The sequence below is a fragment of the Streptomyces sp. NPDC050315 genome (assembly GCF_040655775.1).
GTDB lineage: Bacteria > Actinomycetota > Actinomycetes > Streptomycetales > Streptomycetaceae > Streptomyces.
The window spans coordinates 906,603-929,341 of sequence record NZ_JBFAKN010000001.1 but is presented as its reverse complement, the minus strand read 5'-3'; the positions used below and the strand labels follow the sequence as shown (position 1 = coordinate 929,341).

Annotated in this window: 18 protein-coding genes and 3 pseudogenes; 10 read left to right on the top strand and 11 right to left on the bottom strand. The window is 68.8% G+C overall.

Going from position 1 to position 22,739, the window contains the following annotated elements:
* Positions 1 to 5: 5 nt before the first annotated feature.
* The 5 genes from AB0I82_RS04100 to AB0I82_RS04080 all read right to left on the bottom strand — a co-directional run bounded on the left by AB0I82_RS04100 (position 6) and on the right by AB0I82_RS04080 (position 5,999).
* Complete coding sequence (locus AB0I82_RS04100) at positions 6 to 1,826, bottom strand: conjugal transfer protein TraC (RefSeq protein WP_363255491.1); 1,821 nt, start codon at positions 1,824 to 1,826, stop codon at positions 6 to 8.
* On the bottom strand, positions 1,823 to 2,728 hold the full coding sequence (locus AB0I82_RS04095; protein ID WP_363255490.1) for a PrgI family protein: 906 nt from the start codon (positions 2,726 to 2,728) through the stop codon (positions 1,823 to 1,825). The genes AB0I82_RS04100 and AB0I82_RS04095 overlap by 4 nt, the downstream gene beginning before the upstream one ends.
* Positions 2,729 to 2,806: 78 nt before the next feature.
* Entirely contained in the window at positions 2,807 to 4,252 is a 1,446-nt protein-coding gene (locus AB0I82_RS04090; protein WP_363255489.1) for a hypothetical protein, read from the bottom strand.
* 482 nt (positions 4,253 to 4,734) lie between these two features.
* Complete coding sequence (locus AB0I82_RS04085; RefSeq protein ID WP_363255488.1) at positions 4,735 to 5,037, bottom strand: pilin; 303 nt, start codon at positions 5,035 to 5,037, stop codon at positions 4,735 to 4,737.
* Between the two features lie 230 nt (positions 5,038 to 5,267).
* Complete coding sequence (locus tag AB0I82_RS04080) at positions 5,268 to 5,999, bottom strand: hypothetical protein (RefSeq protein WP_363255487.1); 732 nt, start codon at positions 5,997 to 5,999, stop codon at positions 5,268 to 5,270.
* A gap of 743 nt (positions 6,000 to 6,742) precedes the next feature.
* Here AB0I82_RS04080 and AB0I82_RS04075 point away from each other — a divergent pair.
* The 6 genes and pseudogenes from AB0I82_RS04075 to AB0I82_RS04050 form a co-directional block, all read left to right on the top strand.
* On the top strand, positions 6,743 to 7,003 hold the full coding sequence (locus AB0I82_RS04075; RefSeq protein ID WP_363255486.1) for a hypothetical protein: 261 nt from the start codon (positions 6,743 to 6,745) through the stop codon (positions 7,001 to 7,003).
* Positions 6,996 to 7,910, top strand: a complete 915-nt coding sequence (locus AB0I82_RS04070; protein ID WP_363255485.1) for a DNA methyltransferase — start codon at positions 6,996 to 6,998, stop codon at positions 7,908 to 7,910. The genes AB0I82_RS04075 and AB0I82_RS04070 overlap by 8 nt, the downstream gene beginning before the upstream one ends.
* Positions 7,907 to 8,857, top strand: coding sequence for a site-specific DNA-methyltransferase (locus tag AB0I82_RS04065; protein WP_363255484.1), 951 nt, complete (start codon positions 7,907 to 7,909; stop codon positions 8,855 to 8,857). The genes AB0I82_RS04070 and AB0I82_RS04065 overlap by 4 nt, the downstream gene beginning before the upstream one ends.
* Before the next feature lie 213 nt (positions 8,858 to 9,070).
* Positions 9,071 to 9,658 carry a helix-turn-helix domain-containing protein gene (locus AB0I82_RS04060; RefSeq protein WP_363255483.1) on the top strand — a complete coding sequence of 196 codons (588 nt, stop codon included), beginning with the start codon at positions 9,071 to 9,073 and terminating at the stop codon, positions 9,656 to 9,658.
* A gap of 143 nt (positions 9,659 to 9,801) precedes the next feature.
* The gene (locus AB0I82_RS04055; protein WP_363255482.1) at positions 9,802 to 11,004 is read left to right on the top strand and encodes a tyrosine-type recombinase/integrase; all 1,203 of its coding nucleotides are present in this window, start codon (positions 9,802 to 9,804) and stop codon (positions 11,002 to 11,004) included.
* A gap of 357 nt (positions 11,005 to 11,361) precedes the next feature.
* Positions 11,362 to 11,607 (top strand): annotated as a pseudogene (locus AB0I82_RS04050) (flavoprotein); the annotation flags it as partial.
* 229 nt (positions 11,608 to 11,836) lie between these two features.
* Here the strand turns inward: AB0I82_RS04050 and AB0I82_RS04045 are convergent.
* Positions 11,837 to 12,838 (bottom strand): GlxA family transcriptional regulator, encoded by a 1,002-nt coding sequence (locus AB0I82_RS04045; protein WP_363255481.1) that lies wholly within the window; start codon positions 12,836 to 12,838, stop codon positions 11,837 to 11,839.
* Between the two features lie 102 nt (positions 12,839 to 12,940).
* Here AB0I82_RS04045 and AB0I82_RS04040 point away from each other — a divergent pair, with 102 nt between their 5' ends.
* Both AB0I82_RS04040 and AB0I82_RS04035 read left to right on the top strand, forming a co-directional pair.
* Complete coding sequence (locus AB0I82_RS04040; protein ID WP_363255480.1) at positions 12,941 to 13,579, top strand: HD domain-containing protein; 639 nt, start codon at positions 12,941 to 12,943, stop codon at positions 13,577 to 13,579.
* Positions 13,515 to 14,518: pseudogene (locus AB0I82_RS04035) on the top strand (amidase family protein). Before AB0I82_RS04040 ends, AB0I82_RS04035 begins: the two are co-directional and overlap by 65 nt.
* A gap of 109 nt (positions 14,519 to 14,627) precedes the next feature.
* Here AB0I82_RS04035 and AB0I82_RS04030 read toward each other — a convergent pair.
* From AB0I82_RS04030 to AB0I82_RS04020, 3 genes and pseudogenes are all read right to left on the bottom strand, one after another.
* Positions 14,628 to 14,816, bottom strand: a pseudogene (locus AB0I82_RS04030) (hypothetical protein); the annotation flags it as partial.
* A 437-nt stretch (positions 14,817 to 15,253) separates the two neighbouring features.
* Positions 15,254 to 16,180, bottom strand: a complete 927-nt coding sequence (locus tag AB0I82_RS04025) for a proline dehydrogenase family protein (RefSeq protein WP_363255479.1) — start codon at positions 16,178 to 16,180, stop codon at positions 15,254 to 15,256.
* Between the two features lie 190 nt (positions 16,181 to 16,370).
* Positions 16,371 to 17,291, bottom strand: a complete 921-nt coding sequence (locus AB0I82_RS04020; protein ID WP_363255478.1) for an ornithine cyclodeaminase family protein — start codon at positions 17,289 to 17,291, stop codon at positions 16,371 to 16,373.
* Positions 17,292 to 17,412: 121 nt separating this feature from the next.
* On the opposite strand from AB0I82_RS04020, the gene AB0I82_RS04015 reads away from it, so the two are divergent.
* Complete coding sequence (locus AB0I82_RS04015) at positions 17,413 to 18,096, top strand: GntR family transcriptional regulator (RefSeq protein WP_363255477.1); 684 nt, start codon at positions 17,413 to 17,415, stop codon at positions 18,094 to 18,096.
* A gap of 98 nt (positions 18,097 to 18,194) precedes the next feature.
* Here AB0I82_RS04015 and AB0I82_RS04010 read toward each other — a convergent pair whose 3' ends face one another.
* Together AB0I82_RS04010 and AB0I82_RS04005 are read right to left on the bottom strand one after the other, a co-directional pair.
* Positions 18,195 to 19,214: a proline racemase family protein gene (locus AB0I82_RS04010; protein WP_363255475.1), complete on the bottom strand. Its 1,020-nt coding sequence runs from the start codon at positions 19,212 to 19,214 to the stop codon at positions 18,195 to 18,197.
* A gap of 91 nt (positions 19,215 to 19,305) precedes the next feature.
* A complete protein-coding gene (locus tag AB0I82_RS04005) occupies positions 19,306 to 20,727 on the bottom strand; it encodes an amino acid permease (protein ID WP_363256064.1) in 1,422 nt (473 codons plus the stop codon).
* A gap of 560 nt (positions 20,728 to 21,287) precedes the next feature.
* Here AB0I82_RS04005 and AB0I82_RS04000 point away from each other — a divergent pair.
* The gene (locus AB0I82_RS04000; RefSeq protein ID WP_363255474.1) at positions 21,288 to 22,628 is read left to right on the top strand and encodes an MFS transporter; all 1,341 of its coding nucleotides are present in this window, start codon (positions 21,288 to 21,290) and stop codon (positions 22,626 to 22,628) included.
* Positions 22,629 to 22,739 lie beyond the last annotated feature (111 nt).

Genomic DNA, 22,739 nt, shown 5'->3' with positions numbered 1-22,739 from the left:
GTACGTCACGTTGTCGGTGCGGCGGGGACCGGGCCCGGAGCATCGTCAAGGCCGGTGGTGATGAGGGCGTGCTCGGTGTCCGAGGCCAGGGACCGGAACGAAATGCGGTGCCGACCGGCAGCCAGCAGCCCTTCGCCGCGTGGGGCGGCGAGCAGGAACTCGCGCTCTCCGGCCGAGAGATGGAAGGCTTCGGAGACGGCGTCGATGGCCTGGGGTGCCTGGCGCAGCAGGATCTGCGTGGCGGCGTTGGCCACTACCGCCTGCCCGAGTGGAGTGGACAGGACGTCGCCGGCGTCCTGGGTGACCACGGCCAGGCCGGCCCAGTGCTTGCGGGCGGACTTCGCCAGGCGCTGCAGGAACCGGGCACCGGCTCCTTGGGCCATGAGCAGCCATGCCTCATCGACGACGACCAGTCGGCGCCGCCGCCTGGTCGGGTCGGTCACTTGTCGCCAGATCGTGTCCAGGGTGAGCAGTGTGCCGACGGCCTTGAGTTCTTCAGGCAGGTGACGGAGGTTGAAGACGGTCAGATGGCCGCCAACGCGGTGCGTGGTGGGTCCGTTGAAGAGGCCGCCGTGACTGCCCGAGATGTACGGCGTGAGCCGGTCGGCGAGCATCGGGCCCGTCCCCCGCAGGGTGCGCAGGGCGTCGGCGAGGTCGGCAAGCAGCGGGGCCGGGCGATTGTGGGTGCGAGCGTCGCTGGCGATTCCGGCGGTGCGGTACGTGGCCAGGATCCCCTGGTCCAGTACCGCCTTCTCCTCCGGGGACAGATCACCGAGCAGGACGTTGCAGAAGGTGTGCGTGAACAGGGCCTGCCGGGTCACCGCGTCTTCCCCGGCTGTACTGGCGGCGAGGTCGAGCGGGTTGAGGTGCACACCCTCCGCGCCAACACTGATCACGGTGCCGCCGACGGCATCAGCGAGGCGCGTGTACTCGTCCTCCGGGTCGATCACGTACACCTCGGTGCCGCTGTACAACGACCGCAAGACGTCGAGCTTGGTCAGGTAGGACTTGCCGGCGCCGGAGCGTGCCAGGGTGATGGAGTTGTGGTTGTCCTGGGCCCAGCGATCCCACATCACCACCCCGGCAGAGGCGGTGTTCAGCCCGTACAGCACGGCCGTGCCGGCTCCCGTGGTCGCCTGGGCCGGCAGGTCGGGTGAGGCGAAGGGGAACGCGGCGGCGAGGGCTTCGGTGTCCAGGGTGCGGGCGGCGGCGAGCTGGTCCAGGCCGAGGGGCAGGGAAGTGATCCAGGCTTGCAGGCTGCGCCAGGTGGCGGGCTGGCAGGTCAGCAGCATCGACTCAGCCAGCGCCCGTACCTCGGAGAGGGCGATGGCCAGTTCGTCCTCGGTGTCCGCGTGCACCGTCAGGTACAGGCCGGCGCGGAAGAGCTTGCCCTCACCTCGGGCGATGCGATGGGCGAGTTCCAGCGCGTCCTCAGCGGCCGCCTCGGTCTCCGGGTCCTCCAGACGGCCCTCGCGGTGGTCCATACGGCGGCGGGATTCGATCCGCCCGCGCTGCTTGCGCAACTGCCCGGCCGCAACCGCTGACGGCACCGGTTCGATGTGCAGGGACACATCCAGACGGCCCGGATAGGCCAGCAGGGGCTCCAGCCAGCCGGGGACGACATCGGCGGGATAGCCGGTGACGAGGAGGGTGGCCGCGAGGTCGTCGCCGACGGCGATCACGCGAGGGCGAAGCTGTACGGACTCAGGGCCCCAGCCCGCCGTCCCGCCGCCAGGTGCCGCGAGCTCGCGCTCACTGCTGGGGAGGCGTGGGGCGAGGCCGCTCGTGTCGAAGGTGGTACGCAGGCGTTGGATGATCGGGGTCATGACGGGCAGTCCAGGTCGCTGGGATTGCAGCAGGCGGCCAGGTGGCGGGATGCCTCGGCGCCGTCAAGGGCGGTGACGGAGACATCGGCGGCGGCCAGGGCGCGTACCGCCTCCTCCCGGTGCTGGGCCGCCCGGCCTTCGGCGTTGGAACCGGCCACGCGAGTGGTGAGGACGATGCGCCGGCCCAGGAGCTCGTAGGTGGTGGAGAGCTGGGCCAGATAGGCCGCGTGGTCGCGAGCGGCCTGTTCCAGGGCGGGGTGGGGCAACGCCGGCGCGGCCTCCTCGATCTGCGTCGCGGTACGGGTGAGGTCGATGCGACGGGCGCGGACGGTGAACTGGACCGGTGCGGTCAGCGAGTTCAGCCACCGGCCGAACGCGGAGGTCAGCGCACGCTGCTCCTCGGCGGTACGGAGGGCGAAGTTCACTCCGCTGCACTCCGCCAGCGTCGCCGTGCCCTCCCGTCCCAGGTCGATGCAACCGTCGGAGGCGATGCGGCTACCGGGCAGGAGCAGTGGGGTGGGAAGCGGTGGGGCCATGGCCGCCAGATCGGGGTGCACGACTTCCGGCAAGGGTGGTTCCGGCCCCCGGTGGGCTGTGCGGAGGGTCGGGGTCTGGCGGTAGCGCCAGGCCGAGAGCAACCAGCGGTCCAGCGAGAGTCCGTCGCGGCGGCCGAGCACGATCACGCTCCAGGCCGCGACCAACGGAAGTACCAAGCCGCCGAAGATGACGGGCGAGAGGTGGTCGCCGACGACCTTGAACAGCAACCACAGCAGCAACCCAGCGGTGGCCAGCAACATGGCTTGCCGAGCGGTCAATCGGCCGACGACGGTATCGGGTTGCTCCAGGTTCGAGGGGATACGAGCGGCGTGAGGCGGCTGCGATGACGGACTCGAACCGTTCATGGTGATCACTCATCCTTTTGCCGGTACGGCAAAGTGCGGGGCGGGCGCAGTCGTTGTGGCTGTGGGCTGTGCGGTCGGTTACGGCTGGCGCCGTCGGGGGTGGCGGCGCGGGGGCGGTGGCGGAGGCAGCGGTGGGTCGAGACGGGCCGGTCGCAGGACACGGGGTGGCGGTGTGGCCCGGACGGGACGGGGCCCACCGGTTGCCGCAGGTCGGACGGTAGGGCGAGAAGGTGTCACGGGCGGGGGTGTCGAAGAACCTCCCGGAGCCGTATCAGCCGGCCCGATCCGGCGCGCCGGAACTCTCGCGGGCCGCGGCAAGGAGGCCGGAGGGCGGGCAGGAGTTGCGGCAGGCGACGTCCGTCCTCCGGCGCCAGTGTCGGGGACCGCGCGGGTGGGTTCGGCGTTGAACGGCGGCTGTGTGGCCGAGGATGTACTGGGGCGAGGCGTACTGCGCGGATGCCGCCGTCCGCCAGGCGGAGCTCCGGCCGACGGACCGCCCGCCGGAGGAGGCGAAGGGGGTGTGCCCCCACCCGTCCCGGCTGGCGCGGCTGACCCGCCCGGTGCGCGGCGGCCAGGGGCAGGTCGCGGCGACTGTCCCGTTCCGCCGCCCAGTCCTCGTCCCCCGGGTGAACCAGATCCGGGACGGCCCGGACCGCCACCTCGTGGGCCACCCGACCTACCGCTACCGCCTCCGCGACGCCCGGTACCGCCGCCGCCCCTCCTCGCGCCGGTCGCCCCGCGGCCGCCGAAACCGCCGCTGCTGCCAACGCCCGGCAGTTTGCGTACCAGGACGACGTACTTGACCGTGGTCCAGATCAGGCGCCCCGGTGAGGTACCCAGCACGAGCCGGAGGATCCAGGCAGGGATCTTCAGCAGGAGGTAGAGCACGCAGCACAGGATCAGCATGTTCAGCGTGCCGCCGATGGTCGGCAGCCCGAAGGAGTTGATGTTCTCCGGGTTCAGGAGGACCTTGATCGCCACGGCCAGGGCGAGGGCCTGGGCGATCTGGGCACCGAGGCATCCGCACAGTGCGCGCCACCACAGCCGGGCCAGGGGATCGGTGACCGGGTGGGCGTGGCACATCAGCAGCAACGGGGCAGCCACCACGAGCATCGCGAACGCCGTGATACGGACGATGACCGTGGCGAGCAGTACGGCGGCGAGGATGACCACGACCAGGCCGAAGACATTCCGGTAGATCGCCCCCAACTTGCCCGGAGTCAAGAGATTGATCAGCAACGTCGCGACGTCGTCGGCCGAGGCGGCCTTGCCGTAGATGCCGAGCGCCAGCGCATTGCCCAGCGCGATGATCCGGGTGATCAGCTCGAAGGAGAGATTGGCGGCGAATACGCCAACGGCCAGGCGCGGCAGCAGCTCACGGACCTGCCAGCGGGTCTGCAGCGACTCAAAGCCCATGGCCGTGATACCGGCCGCCAGCACGAACAGGATGGCCAGGGTGTTGGCGATCCATTGAGACCGCTGCCACAGCTCTTTGACGCTCTTCATGTGCGCGACGTCCGGCACGGTGAGTACGACCTTGGCGATGCCGGCCATGAGCGGCTCGACCAGAGGACGGATGAGATCGGCCAGCCAGGAGCTGATTGCCTTCTTGATCTGACCAGGGATGTCGAACAGTCCAGGCGAGTCGGGTCCAGGCTCCGTAGGCGATGACGGAGCCGCTAGGCCGGTGGCGGATGTGCTGCCGGGCGGTGTGGGTGACGGGCCGGGCGTTGGTGGCGGCTCCGGCGATGCACTGGGATTCCGAGACGGTCCGGGAGTCGGTACCGGCGGTGTGGGATCCATCGGTACTGCCGCCACCGGACCCGCGTCCGCGGCCGTTACCGGATCCGTCGCCCCGTCGGCCGCCTCCGCGGTCCCTGCGGCGAGCACTCCCAGGCAGACACAGATGCAGACCCATACAAGGGCCCCCGCCACACCCGCCCGTCGCCGCATCCGGCGCGAGGGCCGGTGGCGCAATGCTCCGAACCGGGAGCGGAGGGGGCACATCAGGCGCCGACCACCTTGTTGAGCACCTCGACGATCACGGGAGCCAGGAGCGCCAGGGCGTAGCCGATGGCCGCGCAGCGAAGCGCCCCCTTCGCCTTCTCCACCTCGCCCGGCTCCCCGCCTCCGAGCAGATAGCGCAGCCCGCCGATGGTCAGGAACAAGGTGGCCAGCACGGCCAGGATCCCCACCAGCCAGTTCCGCAGGTTCTTCACCGTGGTGGGAATGTCATTGACCGCGAGCTCCGCGGCATGCGCGCTCGCCGGCACGGCCAGCAGCAGAAGCGGGACGGCAACGGCCAGCACCGCCGCGGCCCACCCGGACCGGACGAGCCTTCGCGAGCGGACACGGATGCGGCATACGACCATGGCCGGCCCTTCCTCTCCGTACGGCGACAGCCCCGGGGCGAGCGACGCCGCCGGGGCAGGAGCGCGACGAGCGATCCCGCACCCACGAACTACAAACCGGACGCCGAAACTGACCTGTGGGCCCGAAGCAATTTCGGTGGGACAGGCGTCACGGCGCTCCGGCGGCGTCACAGCTTTCCGCCGCGCAGGGCGACCAGCAGCCGGTGCTCGGCCCGCGACCGCAGCCGATAGATGTGCCGCTCGCTCACCCCACGCTCGGCCGCGACCGTGCGGACCGATACGTCCTCCAGGCGCGTGCGCCCGATCAGCTCCGCCTCCGCCCGCGTTATCACTGCCGCGGCCACGGCACGGCTCAGCACGAGATCGGGATGCCCGTACGGAGGCGGTGGCGCGGCCGAGTCGGCCAGCGGGACGTGCCGTCCGGCGTCCGCGCAGGCTCGGTACCACAGGCGGCGGGCCGTGCGGTGCGCCGCCCAGCACAGCCGGCCCGGGATCCGGTCCTCGGCCTCATCCAGCACCGCCAGCTCGTCGAGGAACGCGGCGAGCATCTCCTGCTCGACCTCCTCGACATCCACCGGAGCCGCCGCGGGGATCTTCGCGACGATGCGCTTGAGACCCGGCATCGCCAGCCCCACCGCGGCGACTGTCCACAGCCCACCCTCAGTACGGGCGCGGCGCACGACGTGCCGCCAGGCCGCCTCACGCGCCGCGTAACCGCATGCGGGGTGCAGCAGGATCACCCGCAGCTCATCCAGCGCAATCGCACGGGCCGGAAGACCGTGGCCGATATCGGTGCCATCGATGCTCAGTGGGTTGGATCCGGTGGCCAGCAGTCGAAACGTCGACTCAGCCGCCCGCAAGGGAGATATTTTCGTCGCCGAGATAGATGCCGTGGGCATGGTGCGCTCCTCCGCTCCCAAAATTGCGATTTCGAGCGCACCCATCACCGCATCCGCCACGTGCAGAACACATGCACGCGAATGGCAATCCACTGACACATCGATGTCAATTCCCACGCAGGAAATCGCGCCCAACGGCCCCGGGGCGGCATGCCGACGAAGGCACTCACACCTGACTGTCAGGCCACTCACACATCACTGACAGCACACTCCCGACCTGCGGACCTGGTGCGACGAAGCCCGAGGCGAGGACCGCGCCTACCGACACTCTGAGGCCCTGTACTCCCGCGGACGAATCGTTACGGAATCTCCAGGTCGCAATCCGACCTCTTTTTGTAGTTCCAGGGGTGCCCAAGCCGGCCACGAACCGAGAAAGAGGCGTGGCAATGCCCAAAACCCCCTCCCGCACACATTCGCGGGCTCCCCTCCCGCCGCACACCGTATGGCTCCCCGAACCGCACACCGGCGCACCATCACCCCGGGAAGAATGGCCGTGCCGGCCTTGGATACTCGACCGGATTGCCGCCGAATTCCAGCGGCCGTCAAAGCGCTCCTGCAGCCGAACCGGTCAACGAGCCGAACCCGCGCGTTCGCCCCACCGACGCACCACTCCCTGTACCGGCATACATCCCGCGCTCTCGGACGGCCGGCCGCGCCGCCTGACCGTCATCTGCGAGTACCATGCACTCCACGCCGAGAGCCTGATCCGCGACGCCGCGAACGCCCTCGCGCCTGGCGGGATCATGGCCGTGCTCACCACCAGCCGGACGGTCGATGGCCGCTTCCGGCCCCGCTGCGGCGACCTGGTCGCCCACGCCCGCGCGACCGGGCTGATCTACCTCCAGCACATCGTCGCCGTCCACGCCAACGCCGTCGGCGACCGGCTCGTGCCGCACCGGCACACGCACCTTCACCGACCCACCGGCTCGGACAGTGCCCACCTGGCTGTCCACAGCGACCTGCTGATCTTCGTCGCACCGGGCCCGGGAGCGAGCGATGACTGAGCGCTCGCCGGCCGACCTGCCCACCTCGGTGTGGATCACCGCCCAGCGCGACGCACGCACCCAGCGCAGCAACGGCGGCTACCATCCCGCCTCTACCGCGCACCCGGCGAAGATGCTCCCGGCCATCGCCGCCCACGCCATCACCCACTACACACGGCCCGGCGACCTGGTCCTGGACCCGATGTGCGGCATCGGCACAACCCTCGTCGAAGCAGTACGCCAGGGCCGCAACGCGATCGGCGTGGAGTACGAACCCCGCTGGGCCATCACCGCCCGCACCAACCTCGCCGCCGCCCGCAGACGCGGCGACACCGGCACCGGCAAGGTCATCTGCGCCGACGCCCGCCACCTCACCCGCACCCTCGCCCCCGCCCACCGCGGCAAAGTGGCGCTCGTACTCACTTCTCCCCCGTACGGCGCCTCTCTCCACGGGCAGGTCGTCTCCACCCGCGAATCGGGACGACGCGGCGTGGCGAAATTCGACTACCGCTACAGCCACGACCCCGCCAACCTCGCCCACGCCGGCACCGACGCACTCCTGGACGCCTTCACCACCGTCCTCGCCGAATGCCGCCGCCTGCTCCGCCCCGACGGCCATGTCGCCATCACCACCCGGCCCTGGCGTGAACGCGGCGAACTCGTCGACCTCCCCTCCGCTGTCATCGCCGCCGGCCGCAACGCCGGCCTCACCCCCGTCGAACGCTGCGTCGCCCTCCTCGCCGGCCTCCGCGACGGCCACCTCGTCGCCCGCCCGTCCTTCTTCCAGCTCAAGAACATCCGCGACGCCCGCGCCGCCGGCGTCCCCCTCCACCTGATCGTCCATGAGGACGTCCTCGTCTTCACCGCCACACCCACGCCCCCGCCCGAGCCGTCCTGGCCGGACGCCGCGCACTGGAGCGGATCATGAGCGCGACGGCACCCGGCGCCACCCCCTGGTACAGCGACCAGCACATCACCCTGTATCTCGGCGACGCCGCCACAACGCTGGCACTCCTGCCGCCCGGCTCGGTGGACTGCATCGTCACCTCTCCGCCCTACTGGCGCACTCGCGACTACGAAGGCGTCCCCGAACAACTGGGCCAGGAGACCACCGCCGAGACATACATTGAAGCTTTGCGCGCAGTGTTCACCGCCGCCCACCGAGTCCTGGCTGACAACGGCACCTTGTGGCTCAACCTCGGCGACCGGTACGCGCCCCATAGTGACGCCCGCCCCAGGCCGAAGAATCTGCTCGGCCTCCCTTGGCGCGTGGCCCTGGCCCTGCAGGAGGACGGCTGGCTGTTGTGCAACGAGATCGTCTGGCACAAACCCAACGCCGTACCGGAATCCGTCCGCGACCGGCTCTCCCGCCGCCACGAACACCTCTTCCTCCTCACCAAACAGCCCGCGTACCACTTCGATCTGGACCCGATTCGCCAGCCCTATACCGGCGACCGCGCGCTCTCCCGCCGAGCGCATCGCACCGCGAACAAGCCCAACACCGCCACCGGCATCTGGCCCCCAACCTCCCTCTGCTCTGAAGCACTTGGCCCCAACCTCCAACCCACCAGGGCCCGCCACACCGTCGCGCACCTCAAGGGCCGCAACCCCGGCACAGTTTGGGACATTGCCACACGCCCCACCCGGCACGCGCATACCGCCGCGTTCCCGATCGACATGCCGCTGCGCTGCATCGCCTCTGGATGCCGCCCCGGCGGGACCGTCTCCGATCTCTTCTCCGGCAGCGGCACGACAGGGGATGCGGCCCTGCAGCTGGGCCGCGCATACGTCGGCATCGACATCGTCGAGAGGTATCACCAGCACGCCCTGGCGCGATTGCCCGCCGCTGCAGCACGCTCGAACGAGGCGCAATGATGGAGGTCTCGGAGCTTGCCGCCATGCCGACCGTGCTGTCCGAGGGGCGAACTGCGGACGGTACAGCAACGGATGAGTGCCTCGATGCCGTACCGCCCTTGTCGATGGGTGCCGACGTCGTGCGGCTGAAGTTCCGCGCCGCTGTCCACCGGAAGATGCGGTCCCCAGGCTTCGGCCCATGCTCTGCGGTGAAGGCGAGCTACGACAGAGGGCATGCCTGGGCTTGCCCCGGGACGGGTGCAGGCCCGCACAGTGGCAGGTCAGCGGTACCCCATGGAGTGTGGGATGAGTAGCGCCTCGCCTGCTGGTGCTGACGGTTTTCGCACACACGGGCGGCGTGCGGCACGCACGAGAACGAAAGATCTGCCAACGGTGTTGGGCCTGACGCCCACCGATCAACCCCGCCCACCTACAACGTCGGCCCCGCGGGGGAAGACGCCCAAGGCACCAGAGCCGCCTGGAGAGACGCCTGAGCCCCCGATCACCGGGGCACCTCCACCTCTGGCCCGGCAAGCACGACCACCGCAATCGGCATCACCACGGAACCAGCCCGCACACCCACCAGCGGTACGTGCAACGAACCGGCCTGCGGCGCCGCGGTCTGCGGAAGCCGCAGCTCCGGGACTGCGGCTGTATACGGCGACCCAGGCAGCCGAGCTGCTGCAGATCCCGGCCTCCTGGCTGCGGAAGAAAGCAGCGGCCGGAGCAGTCCCGCACATACGCATCGGCAGACACCTGCGGTTCTCCGAGGCGGACCTGCGAGAGATCATCCGCGTCGGCCGCCGCCCCGCACAGCCCTGACGCCCGCGATCACCCGATCGGGTCGGCTCCCCACCCGGGCTGGCTGGCGGGTTCCGCTCTGACCGAGCGGGAGCGTCCATGGACCCGGCCCCGCCACGCCGCCGGTGCGGGCCGATGGACCACACGTCGAGAAGGAGAACCGCATGGCCTGGGTCGAACAACGTGGACGCCGCTGGAGAGTCCGCTACTGGGCCGACACGGGGAAAGCCGCAACCGCCGCCTCATTCCCCACCGAAGAAGAAGCCGCCGTCTACGCCAACACCTTCCGCCCTCCCGCCGAATCGCTGCAGGCCACGGCCATCGTCCCCGCAGCGCCGCCCGACTCCTCCACCTCGTCATCACTGACACAATCCGTACCTCTGGTCGCGCCCCCGCCGACGGGGATGACTTTCGCCCAGTGGGCGGACAAATGGTGGTGCAGCATCGAAGTCGGCCCCAACACCGCGGCCGGCTACCGCAGCTTGCTCAAAAACCACCTTCTGCCGACCTGGGGCCCCACGCCGCTGGACGAGATCGCCCCGACCGGCGTCAACATCTGGCTCAAGCAGCTTAAAGACCGCTACAAGCCCTCCACCGTGGCGTCCATCGGCAAACTCCTCAGCCTGATCCTCTCCGCCGCCGTCTTCGAACGCCTCATCCCAGTCAACCCCGTCCGTCTGCCCCGCCAACGCGGCCGTACCCGCCGCGACGAAGCGGCCTGGGCCGACGAATATGAAGTCCTCGCCATCGCCCGACGCGTGACGCACCTCAGCAACACCAATCACGCCCTCCTCGTCATCACCGCTGCCTACACCGGCATGCGCTGGGGCGAACTCGTCGGCCTACGCCGATCCGCCCTCGACCTCGTCAGGGGAACTCTCCACATCCACCCCGAGCACGGGGCCCTCCACGAGATCAACGGCCACCACTCCTACGGTCCACCCAAGACCGCGGCCTCTGTCCGCGACGTCACCCTTCCGCCCTTCCTGATCGGTCTCCTCGAGCAAGATCTGGGCGCCCACCGTCGCGATCATGTCTTCACCACGGTGCAGGGCAAACTCCACCGCCGTTCTACCTTCCAGCGCCGCGTCTGGGCCCCCGCCGTCCACGGCCACACCTTCCCCGACGGAACCGTCTGGCGGCCCCTCAAGCCCGGTCTGACCTTCCACGGCCTGCGCCACTCCCACAAGACTTGGCTCATCGAGGACAACATCCCCGAAGTCGCCCAGGCCCGCCGTCTCGGCCACGTCATGACCGACGAGATCGACGACATCTACTCCCACGTCGCCAATAAGATCAACACGCGCCTTCTCAAGGCGCTCGAGGCTCGCTGGGACCGCTCCCTCGGCACGCAGAACGCGCTGTGAGGCGGGCTGTTGGGTCCGACACCCAACAGCTACCTCTCGGGGCAACGGGGTGTTTGGGTGATGACAAGCCATCCGACGGATCGCGAATCTCGTATAGGCAGGGGCTGAATCAGCACCGGATGCGTCGACTTGCCCTGATGACCGACGAGCTCATTACCGCCGGATATCCCGATCTGGCCACCGCTTGCTGCCATTGCCCTGGTCTTCGGCCGACCCGTCCGAGGCGCCGTTATCCACAGATCGCGGCCCACCGCCTGCAGGGGCGAGCAGTCGACGTGTGTATGAGGGGCTGATGCCCCAGGCAGTGGCGCACTGCTGAGCGGTGACGTTGGGCATGGCCACCCTCTCTAGTCGGATGTCGGACGCACGGTCCGCTTCGATACCCGCGTCACCGGCGTCTCCCGCGCCGGACGCGACTGCGTCGTGGACGCCGACCGCGGCGAGCAGCCCTTCATCACCCACGTCCGCCGCGCCGACGGGACCGAAGAGCGGATCACCGCCCGCGCCGTCATCGACGCCTCCGGCACCTGTGCCACCCCTGGCCCGCTCGGCGGCAACGGCCTGCCCGCTCCCGGCGAGAAGGCGGCGAGCCAGACGATTGCGGTTCCAGTCCTCTTCGCTAAGAGGCCCTTTAACGAACGCTGCCTCCGTCCAGATTGGGTTGTCTGAGCCGGCCATGTACGGGCGCTTTCGTCCACATCCGTGTTCCTCGGCAAGGATGGCGAGCGGCTTGGCGGCAACTTCATCACCGAGTCCGCCACTAATTGCGCGACCGCCAGGCAGTGACATTGAGTGATGGCCTGGCCGTGGTTGTGCTGCTGCCCGGTGCTGCTCAGGCAGTGGGGTCTTCCACCGTGTCCTCGATTGTCGGGATCGCGTTCCTGGCTGTGCCGGTGGTGGCGAAGCGTTGGCGGTAGGCGGTGGGGGTGATGCCGAGGTGGCGGTCGAAGACACGACGGAGGGTTTCGTCGCTGCCGAATCCGCTGTGCCGGGCTGCCGAGGTGACGCTCTGCCCGTCGAGGAGCAGCTGTTGGGCGCGGTCGAGACGGACGCGCTCGACCCAGCGGGCGGGGGTGGTGCCCAGTTCGGTGTGGAACAACCGGGTCAGGTGCCGGGGGCTGACGGCCGCAGCGCGGGCCATGGATGGCAGACCGTGGTCGGCGGCCGGGTCTGCCAGCACGGAGTTGATCAAGGTGTGCAGTAGCTTGTTGCGGGCGGGCGGAGTGGTGGCGGTGCTGAATTGTGACTGTCCGCCCGGACGCTGCAGGAACACCACCAGTTCACGTGCGATGCGGCGGGCTGTATCGGCTCCGTGGTCGTCCTCGACGAGGGCCAGTGTCAGATCGATGCCGGCGCTGACACCTGCGGAGGTGATGTACCGCCCGTCCCGGACATGGATCGCATCTGGCTCGACGCGTATCTGGGGGTGACGGCGGGCGAGTGTGTCGGCATGCCGCCAGTGAGTGGTCGCCCGGCGCCCGTCGAGCAGGCCGAGGTCGGCCAGGGCGAAAGCGCCGGTGCACACCGAGGCGACCCGCGTCGCTCGCGCGGCCGCAGTCCGGATCGTCGCCAGCAGCCCTGCATCCACCGGCTGCTCGGCCAGGCGGTCACCTCCAGCCACGAGCACGGTGTCGATCTCGCCGGCTTCGGCCGCCGTCACCGTGCCGCTCAGCGGCATCCCGGTCGAAGTGGTGACCTTCCCACCGTGCGCGGAAATCAGGATCAGATCGTAGTGGTGGCCGAGCCGGCCCGCTTGGTGCAGCACCTCCGCGGGGCCACTGACATCCAGCATGGTCACACCGTCGAAGACCACGAAGCCCACACGATGCGTCATGTCTGAATCTGAGGGTTCTCTGTCAGAAAGGACATGGCGCCAGGATACGCGGCCCGCCAGGCTGGAAGTCGGAAAGTCAGCACGAGGAAGTGGACAGAGAATATGAACGAGACGATCGCGGACGTGCGGATCCCGGACAGCGCCCTGGCGCGGGAGGCGACCGAACTTGTCCGTGAGGCAGCGTCACCGCTGCTGTTCGACCACTCCCGGCGAGTGTTCCTCTGGGGATCGCTGCGGGGGCGCGAAGAGGGCCTTCGCTTCGATCCGGAGCTGCTGTACGTCGGAGCGATGTTCCATGACCTGGGGCTGACCGAACGGTTCCGCCGCACCGATCAGCGTTTCGAGATCGACGGTGCCGACGAGGCGCGGCGGTTCCTGCACACCCACGACATCACCGGTGAGGAGGTCGACCGAGTCTGGACGGCGATCGCCCTGCACACCACACCGGAGATCCCGCTGCACATGGCCCCCGAGATCGCCCTGGTCACCCGGGGAGTGGAACTGGACGTGCTGGGCATCGGCTACCACACCGTCTCCGACGAGCATCGCGCCGCCGTCGTGGCTGCTCATCCCCGCCCGGACTTCAAGAATCGGATCCTCGCAGCGTTCACCGAAGGCATCAAGGATCGCCCCGAGACGACGTTCGGCAACGTCAAGGCCGACGTGCTCGCCCACTATGTGCCCGGATTCGTCCGCGGCAACTTCGTCGAGGTCATCAAGAACTCTGCCTGGCCGGAATAGCCCCCGGTCCTCGACCAGCGAGGACGTGAACGGTGCCGCAGGAGCGGTGACCGCGTCGTCATCGAAGCCGACTTCAGCCGGTTCCCCTGCACACGCGGTCGTTCGGGCTTCCCTCCCGATCACATGGAGGTCACTCATGTCTGTCCAGCAGCCGAGCCCTGTCGCGGCCAACAATCCGCCACTGATCGCGCTCCGCGACGACAGCGGCGAGGCGACAAACGCCCACCGCGGTGACGGCTCGGCGGCAGGGGAGATCGACTCATCGGTCTGGCGGGTTGTCGGTGACCCGCTGGTCGCGACGCTCAGGAGGGGTTCGCTGGCCGGCTCGAGAGTCGCAGTGAAGGATCTCTTCGCCGTCGCCGGCCATGCGATCGGGATGGGCAATCCGGCGTGGCTGCGCGAGGCGCCGGTAGAGTCCGCCCGCGCCGCGACCGTCCAGGCGTTGCTTGAGGCAGGGGCCGACGTCACAGGTATCTCGCAGACAGATGAACTGGCTTGTGGCGTGTTCGGGCTCAACATGCACTACGGCATGCCGCAGAATCCAGCAGTGCCCGGGCGGGCACCTGGGGGGCATCGAGCGGCTCCGCAAGCGCTGTTGCCCTGGGGCTGGCCGACATCGGCCTGGGCTCCGACACGGCGGGCTCGGCGCGGGTGCTGACCTCCTACTGTGGGCTTTACAGCCTGCTACGCACACGTGGTCTGGTCTCCAATGCCGGTCGGGTCGGTCTTGCGCCCTCGTTCGACACTGTTGGCTGGATCACCAGAACACCGCAGCTGCTCCATCAGGTGTCCGACGTGCTCCTCCCGCGGCGCCCCGCACCGCCGGTCCAACAGCTGCTTCTGGCCACGGACTTGTTCGACCTCGTGGACCCGTCGCTCCGTCTGCCACTGCATGAGGCAGCACACGTTTGGGCGGAACGGCTGTCCATCCCGCTGTAGCCGAGAGAGAGTACTTGTGCCGCGCATCTCGGCGCATGGTCAGAGGCGCTGGGGGTCATACAAGCCGTGGAAATGTGGCACGTGCTCGGTAGTTGGCTGCAGGCGCACCGGCGTGGAGGGTTTCGAGTACGAACGCGACGTGCGTGGAGTCCTTGGTGACGCAGGTGCGGTGGGCGTTACGGTGGTTCAAGTGGCGGGCCAGGACGCCGGTGGTGTCGGCGTAGATGACTTCGCCGGGTTTGGGGTTCTCGATGGTGTCGGGCTCGCCGAGCGGAGTGATCGCCTCGCTGACCTCGGCGCCAAGGTCGCTGTCCTCGTACGCCGCCTGGAGCGCCTGGAGAGCCTGGTGGCCGAGATTGAGAAGGTCGGCGGCAGCGCGCTGCGATCACCGTCGACGTGACCGATGCGGCCGCCGTCCAGGCCGCCGCCGACCGCGTGGCCGCCGAGCTCGGCACCGCCGACCCAACGCCGGCCATCATGCCGACCCGCCAGCCTTCCTGACGTCGGCCGTCATCCCGGACCGGCGGTCTGCACGTGTACCGGCCGGCAGCCCCGGTTGATGCCGCGGCACTTCTTGCGGGCGGTTCCTGCCGTAACGGCTCAGACGTTCTACCAGGGCGTCGACGTTGGTGAGAGTGGCCGGGGTACAGCGGCAGCCTCGCGCAGTCTGCGCAACCGCTGTCCCGTCGAGCGCACGTCCCGAAGTTGCCCAGTGCGCCGACGCCCGCCGGGGGTTCAGCCGTTGCTGAGCATGGAGCGGAGGAAAAAGCGCAGGTTGGCGGGCTTCTCCGCGAGGCGGCGCATGAAGTAGCCGTACCAATCGGTGCCGTAGGCGGTGTACACGCGCATACGGTGGCCTGCGGCGGCGAGCCGCAGGTGCTCGTCGGTGCGGATGCCGTAGAGCATCTGGAATTCGTACTGGTCGGGCTTGCGGCCGGCCTTGCGGGCCAGTTCTTGGGTGACGGAGATCAGGCGCGGGTCGTGAGAGCCGATCATCGGGTATCCGTCGCCGTCCATCAGGATCTGCAGGATGCGGACGTACGCCTTGTCGATCTCCGCCTTCTGCTGGAGTGCGACGGAGGTCGGTTCCTTGTATGCGCCCTTCACCAGGCGGACCCGGCTGCCGTTCGCGGCGAGGCGGCGGGCGTCGTCCTCGGTGCGGAACAGGTACGCCTGGATGACGCAGCCGGTCTGCGGGAAGTCCTTCCGCAGCTCCTCGTGGATGTCGAACATCGAGCCGAGGGTGGTGTGCTCCTCCGCGTCGAGCGTGACGGTCGTACCGATCGCGGCGGCGGCCTCGACGACCGGGCGGACGTTTTTCAGGGCCAGGTCGTGGCCGCCCTCCAGGGCCTGGCCGAACATCGACAGCTTCACCGACATCTCGACCCTCTCGCCGAGTTCGAGGGCGCTGAGTCGGTCGATCAGCTCCAGGTATGTGTCGCGGGCAGCCGTAGCCTGCTCCGGGGCGGTGATGTCCTCTCCGACGACGTCCATGGTCAGTTCGAGGCCCTTGGTGGTGAGGCCCTCGATGATCGGGACGACCTCGTCGACCGTCTTCCCGGGGATGAAGCGGTCGACGACGCGTTTGGTCATCGGGGCCGCGGAGATCAGGCGTCGTATCCGGTCGCTCCGCGACGCGGCGAGAATCACGGGACCCAGCACGGGGCCACCTCCAGGAAGCAAGGAAAAGGGGATGAACACGAAAGGGGCCCCGGCCGCCCTGGAGTATGGGTGACCGGGGCCGGAAACCGCTCGGGCAACGGCGCGTAAACCGAGCGGAGCTCACGGACGGCGCAGGAGCGGGCTCGCTGCGGGGTGTCGTGCTGGAGTGGGGGAGCACCCGCGGAATGGATCAGCTGAGGAACTTGTCGGCCAGGAGCCGGGCGATGGCCCAGTCCTGCATGGCGACGCCGACGGTCTTGAACACGGTGCGCTTGCCGTGGTCGGTGGGGGCGGCGGTCAGGGCGGGGCCCAGTTCGGTGAGGTCGTCCTTGGTGATGGCGCCGGCTTCGAGGGCGTGGAGGATCTCGCCGGACTCCTCAAGGATGGCGTCGAGTTCGTCGATGATCACCGTGCTGTTGGCGAGGAGTTCGTCGGGCAGTTCGCGCATGGTGGGGCGGAAGGCGCCGATGGCGTTGACGTGCACCTGCGCGGGCAGCGCGGACTCGGGGAAGAGCGGGCTGGTCGCGGGGGTGGCGCAGCACACGATGTGGGCGTCGCTGACGGCCGCGGCCGGGTCGGTGGCGGTGCGGATCTCGGTGCCGTCCAGCTCGGCCTGCAGGGTGTCGGCGAGTGCCCCGGCGCGTTCGGTGTTGGTGTCGACGATGGTCAGGTGGCGCAGCGGGCGAACGGTGTGGACGGCGCGCACCTGGTCGGGGGCCTGGCCGCCGGCGCCTATCAGGGTGAGTCGGTCGGCGTCGGGTGCGGCGAGGAGGTCGGTCGCGACGCCGACCGCCGCGCCGGTGCGCAGGGTGGTGACGGCGCCGGCGTCGGCGATCAGGCTGTCGACCTTGTCGAGGGTGCTCCAGGTGACGGTGCCGGCGATGGCCGGCACGCGGTCGAAGTTCAGGCTCAAGGTCTTGATCATGGCGGACTCGGTCGGCCGGTGGTGGGCGGACATCACGAGGAACTGACCGTTGCGCAGCGCGGTGCGCGTGGGCATCTCGAACTCTCCACCTGCCAGGTCGACGAAGCCGCGGCGCACGGCGTCGATCGCCTCACGCATCGAAACGGCCTCACGGACCTCTTGCGCGCTGAGGTTGATGGTCTTCATGGAACTCTCCGTCCGTTGGATCTCCTCGTCCGCGTTGAGCAGGACGAACGCAGTAAGGTATTACACCTTACGTAGGGCTGGTTTGTCGACGGTCCCGGCGCCGTCGTGTTATGCATAAGGCGTGACTACATCTCGTCCGGCAGCCGCCGTTCCCCAGCTCAAGTCGGTCAGCCTCCGAGAACAGGCGCGGGAGGCGTTGCGGACCCGGATCGTGCTCGGAGAGATCGAGCCGGGACAGGTGGAGAGCGTCATCAACGTGGCAGCCGCGCTCGGTGTCTCGGTCACACCGGTCCGGGAAGCGGTCATGGACCTCGCCAACCTCGGCATCGTCGAGGTCATCCGTAACCGGGGATTTCGGGTGCCGGCCCTCACCGATCACGATCTGGACGAGATCTTCCGGCTGCGCACCATGCTCGAAGCGCCGGCGATGTCCGAGGTCGCCGAACTCCTCGACGGCGGGCCCATCCCGCAGTTCCGGCGGCTGGCCGAGCAGATCACCGAGGCCGCCCGGGAAGGGGATCTGACCTCCTTCCTCGACTTCGACCGGCAGTTCCACCTGGGGCTGCTGGAGTTGCTGGGCAATCGCCGTCTGGTCACGATGGTCGGCCAGCTGCGCGACCAGGCCCGTATGCAGGGCCTTCAGAAGCTCGCGGACCAGGGTGAGTTGACCCGTTCCGGCGAGGAGCACATCGAGATCGTGGATGCCATCGAGTCCGGCGATAGCGAGCTGGCCGCCGAACTCATGCGCAATCACCTTGCCCACAGCCGCGGCATCTGGGCGGGACGAACCGAGAGCGGCTCCTGAGGGAGCGAAGGCCGGCGTGGGCCACCGCAGTCCGTTGAGGGAGGCGTGCGTAGAGCGGAAGCTGCACGCACGCCTCCCTCAGTCGGTTGGCAGGCCGGTTACCGGAGTACGAACCCGGTGCCGAGGTCGTCTGCCGGGTCGATCTCGAAGCGATGCTCGCCGGTCCGGTACGCCGTGCCGGTGACCTCCGGAACGACAGCGGAGTAACCGTCGGCGGTCAGCTCTTCGACGATCCGGGCGTGGAACCGGGTGCCGACGATCGAGTCATGGACGAGGGCCTGGCCCGGCTTGAGGTGACCGGTCGCCGCCAGCACGGCGACGCGTGAGCAGGTGCCGGAGCCGCACGGGGAGCGGTCGACCTGGCCGTCGGCGAAGACGGTCATGTTGCGCTGGTGCGGGTTGCCGTCCTCGTTGGTGCCGAGGTCGTCGAAGAGGATCGTGCCGTAGATACCGCTGAGACGGTCGTCGGAGGGATGACGGGCGTACTCGGTGTCGTTCAGCGCCCACTTCACCTCGCGCCCGATCGCGATGAGGTCGGTGTAGCGCTCGGGAGTGACGGCCAGGCCCACGTCGGCGGCCCTCAGGTGCGCGTAGATGGCACCGCCGTAGGCGATGTCGACGACGACATCCCCGCGCGAGGTCGCGACGGTGACCTTCTCGTGGAGCCGGTAGCTGGGGACATTGACGAAGTCGACGCCGGTGATCCGTTCATCGGCCGTGTGTACGCGCAGGGTGACCCGGCCGGAGGGGACGTCGATGATGACCGTGGTGATGCCGGACGGGTCGCGCTCGACCAGGCCGGTCTGCACGGCCCAGACGGCGAGCGCGATGGAGCCATGGCCGCATGCGGTCGAGAAGCCGTCCTTGTGCCAGAACAGCACTCCGAAGTGGGCGCCGGTGTCGTCGGGCGGGGTGATGAATCCGCCGTACATATCGGCGTGCCCGCGAGGCTCGGAGCACAGCAGCTTGCGCAGGTTGTCCACCTCGGGATCGCTGATGGCAAACATGCGGCGCTCGGCGACGGTGGCCCCTTCGACGGCGACCGGCGGCTCGGGGACGATACGGAACGGCTCGCCGCCGGTGTGGTAGTCGATGGTGGATACCTGAGGGATGGTCATGAGGTCCTTCCTGGATCGTGTGGATGTCATGCGGGCCATCGGCCGGTCGGGGCAGAACCGTACGGCGTCGACGAACCTGGCAAGCGTGCCGTCAGCTGCGCACCGGACGGGGGGCGTCCTCACCCGCCTCGCCCGCGTGGCCCTCTTCTGCCTCGGCGACCGTGCCGGAGGCCGTGGCCAGGCGGGACTTGCGGTAGCCGTAGAGGCCGTAGATGGTCAGGCCGATGGCGACCCAGATGCCGAACCGGATCCAGGTGACCGGCTGGAGCTTGCTGATCAGGTAGAGCGAGAAGCCGATGCCCAGCAGGGGGACGAACGGCACCCAGGGGGTGCGGAACTTGCGGGGCAGGTCGGGAGCGCGAAAACGGAGCACGATCACGGCCGCACACACGACAACGAACGCCATCAGGATGCCGATGTTGGTCAGCTCGGCAGCCGTGACGATCGGGCTGAATCCGGCGATGCCGGCGGCGATGAGGCCGAGCAGCCAGGTGGGGCGGGCGGGCACCTGGCGGCGGGTGTCGACGCGGGAGAACCAGCGCGGCAACAGGCCGTCCCGGCTCATCGCGTAGCAGATTCGGGAGGCGCCCAGGAGCTGGGCGAACATGGCCGTGACGATGCCGAGGATCGCGCCGACGGCGAGGATCTCCGCGAAGCTGTCGAGCCCGACGGCCGCGAAGGCGTGGGCGAACGCGCTCTCCGGGTGCAGGGCCGCGCTGGGCTGCATGCCGGTCAGTACGGTCGCGGCGAGCACGTACAGGACCATGGCGATGGCCAGCGAGAGCAGGATGGCGCGCGGCAGGTCGCGGGAGGGGTTCTTGGACTCCTCGGCGGCCGTGGTCATGGCGTCGTAGCCGAAGACGGCGAAGAAGACGGTGGCGGCGCCGGTGACCGCGGCCCCGAAGCCGTGCGGCAGATAGGGATGGAGGTTGTCGGCGTCGAAGTAGAAGGCGCCGACCACGATCACCGCGACCACGAGGGCGACCTTGACGAGGACCAGGACGGTCTCGGTGCGGGCGCTGGACTTGATCCCCCTGCTCAGCAGGAAGGTGATCAGCAGGCACAGCACCATGGCGAGCAGGTCCACCCGGTGGCCTTCGCCGGTGCCGGGTGCCCCGAGCATCCACGCCGGCAGATGGATGCCGAGGTTCTGGAGCAGGAAGTTGGCGTATCCGGAGACGCTGATTGCCACCACCGCGACGATCGCCGTGTACTCCAGCAGTAGGTCCCAGCCGATCAGCCAGCCCGCCAGCTCACCCAGGACGGCATAGCCGTAGGTGTAGGCGGAGCCGGCCTGGGGGATCAGCCCGGCGAACTCGGCGTAACACAATGCGGCAGCCGCACTGGCGGCACCGGCGATGAGGAACGAGAGCGTCACGCCCGGCCCGGCGATGTCGTGTGCCACCGCGCCGGCCAGCGAGAAGATACCCGCGCCGATGATCGCGCCCAGGCCGATCGCCGTCAGCTGCCACAAGCCGAGCGTGCGGTGCAATCCACCCCCGCCGTGCTCCATGTCATCGGTGGCCCCGAAGGGGATGCGGCGGAAGAGGCCGGAGCCTCTTCCCAAGGGATTGGTCGGTGTCATCTCCGGCCTTCTTCCTCGTCAGTGGGGGCATGGGTGTCCACCTCCGCGGGCTCGCGAAACGGTGGGGTGGTGGGATGGCGCGCTCGTCTGGGGCGGTCGGCTCCACGGGACCTTCGCTGCCGTCCGGCCGTTCCGCTGCGCAGCGGAACAGGGGAGAAGGCCGACCTCGCCCGCTCGTGCCGATGCGTGCTGACACATCGACGTCGACGGGTGGTGGGTAATGTATTACACCCAACCCTGTCGGTGGCAAGAGTGAGAATCATCGGTAACTGGGTGGTGACGTGCAGTGAAGCGCCCTGTGTGAGGGGGCTGCGGGCGGCCGCGGGGCGCATAGAGGCTCTTGCGGTCGGGGTTCAATGCAGCGTTAACGCGGATCCCTTGACCCGGCACTGCGAATCGGCCAGGCTCAGTAAGGTGTTACGTGTCACACCCTAGGTACGGGTTTCGAGGCGGAGCTGAACGCAAGTTTCCGGCTGAAGGGTTGCAAAATGGGCAACAGGGTCGTTCGCGGACCACAGAGCCGCAGGCAGCAGTTGAAGTGGATCCTGGGTGGATCGATCGGCAACTTCATCGAGTGGTACGACTGGATCATCTTCGCGCTGCTCGCACCGGCCTTCGCCGGCTACATCTTTCCGTCGAGCAGCGAAGCCACGTCGGTCCTGCTGACCTATCTGACGTTCGCCGCAGGCTTCCTCGTCCGACCCCTGAGCGCGGTCATCCTGTCGCCCTACGGCGACCGGCACGGACGACGCAAACTGCTGTCGCTGACCATCGTGCTCATGGGGGCCGGCAGCCTGATCATCGCGCTCACTCCCGCTCACAGCACCATCGGTGTCTTCGCCCCGGCCCTGGTGGTAACCGCCCGGATCATTCAAGGCATTGCCACCGGGGCGGAATTCCAGGCCGGCTCGACGTATGTGGTGGAGCAGGCGTCCCCTCGCCACCGCGGCCTGGCAGGCTCCATCATCTACAGCGGTACGGCGGTCGCGAAGATCGCCGGTACTGGCATCGCCGCTCTGTCGGCGAGTCTCGCCCCGAGCGTCCTGCCCGAGGCATGGGCTTGGCGCGTTCCCTTCCTGCTGGGCGCTGTCTTTTCGCTCTACGCCCTCTATATCCGCTTCAAGACGCCCGAGTCGCCGGAATTCGAGGCGGCCAAGGAAGCGGACAGCCTAGTGGACAAGCCGCTGCGGGCCCTGTTCAGGAGCCATAAGGGCAGCATGCTGCGCGTCTTCCTGCTGGTGGCTCTGGAGTGCCCGTTCACGATCTGGACGACGTTTCTGCCGACGTACATGCATCTGGCCAACGGCACGCCGCTGGACGAAGCCCTGCTGGGCGGCACCCTGAGTCTCGTGGTGTTCTTCTTCGCGCTGCCCCTGGCAGGAGCGCTGTCCGACAGGATCGGGCGCAAACCGCTGCTGCTGGTCACCGCGTTGGGATTCCTTTTCTTTACCTACCCCTCTCTGCGCATCCTCGACGGTGCCTCGTTCGGAACCTTTGTCCTCATCGACTCGATCGGTTGCGTGCTACTCGCGGCGACCTGCGGGCCGCTGCCCACTGTGCTGTCCGAGTTGTTCCCGACCGAGTTCCGAATGAGCGGCATCGGGCTCCCCTACGCGGCTGGCGTCGCGACCTTCGGCGGCACCGCTCCTCTGATCGCCACAGCGTTCATCGATGCCGGGCACACGCTGTGGGTGGCCTTCTACGTCACCGCCGTCGCGCTCATCATGGTCATCAACGTCGCCACTATCCGGGAAACCCGCCCCGCACCGCCCACGGACAAGGACACGGAGTCCCCCGTGCCGGCGCAGGCCACCGCAAAAGGGGTCTGACGCCCACTGCCATCGCGGCCCGGGAAGAGACCACGGGCCGCATCCGGGCCACCGAACAGCATTCCAATCGTCTTCACCGCATTTGCTGTCGCCCCGTACGACACCGCAGAG

What these genes read in the sequence shown, in the direction of transcription:
- AB0I82_RS04100 (WP_363255491.1), bottom strand. Translation starts at nt 1,826, where the DNA reads ATGACCCCGATCATCCAACGCCTGCGTACCACCTTCGACACGAGCGGC.
- AB0I82_RS04095 (WP_363255490.1), bottom strand. Translation starts at nt 2,728, where the DNA reads ATGAACGGTTCGAGTCCGTCATCGCAGCCGCCTCACGCCGCTCGTATC.
- AB0I82_RS04080 (WP_363255487.1), bottom strand. Translation starts at nt 5,999, where the DNA reads ATGCCCACGGCATCTATCTCGGCGACGAAAATATCTCCCTTGCGGGCG.
- AB0I82_RS04075 (WP_363255486.1), top strand. Translation starts at nt 6,743, where the DNA reads ATGGCCGTGCTCACCACCAGCCGGACGGTCGATGGCCGCTTCCGGCCC.
- AB0I82_RS04070 (WP_363255485.1), top strand. Translation starts at nt 6,996, where the DNA reads ATGACTGAGCGCTCGCCGGCCGACCTGCCCACCTCGGTGTGGATCACC.
- AB0I82_RS04065 (WP_363255484.1), top strand. Translation starts at nt 7,907, where the DNA reads ATGAGCGCGACGGCACCCGGCGCCACCCCCTGGTACAGCGACCAGCAC.
- AB0I82_RS04060 (WP_363255483.1), top strand. Translation starts at nt 9,071, where the DNA reads ATGCCTGGGCTTGCCCCGGGACGGGTGCAGGCCCGCACAGTGGCAGGT.
- AB0I82_RS04055 (WP_363255482.1), top strand. Translation starts at nt 9,802, where the DNA reads ATGGCCTGGGTCGAACAACGTGGACGCCGCTGGAGAGTCCGCTACTGG.
- AB0I82_RS04045 (WP_363255481.1), bottom strand. Translation starts at nt 12,838, where the DNA reads ATGACGCATCGTGTGGGCTTCGTGGTCTTCGACGGTGTGACCATGCTG.
- AB0I82_RS04040 (WP_363255480.1), top strand. Translation starts at nt 12,941, where the DNA reads ATGAACGAGACGATCGCGGACGTGCGGATCCCGGACAGCGCCCTGGCG.
- AB0I82_RS04020 (WP_363255478.1), bottom strand. Translation starts at nt 17,291, where the DNA reads ATGAAGACCATCAACCTCAGCGCGCAAGAGGTCCGTGAGGCCGTTTCG.
- AB0I82_RS04010 (WP_363255475.1), bottom strand. Translation starts at nt 19,214, where the DNA reads ATGACCATCCCTCAGGTATCCACCATCGACTACCACACCGGCGGCGAG.
- AB0I82_RS04005 (WP_363256064.1), bottom strand. Translation starts at nt 20,727, where the DNA reads ATGGAGCACGGCGGGGGTGGATTGCACCGCACGCTCGGCTTGTGGCAG.
- AB0I82_RS04000 (WP_363255474.1), top strand. Translation starts at nt 21,288, where the DNA reads ATGGGCAACAGGGTCGTTCGCGGACCACAGAGCCGCAGGCAGCAGTTG.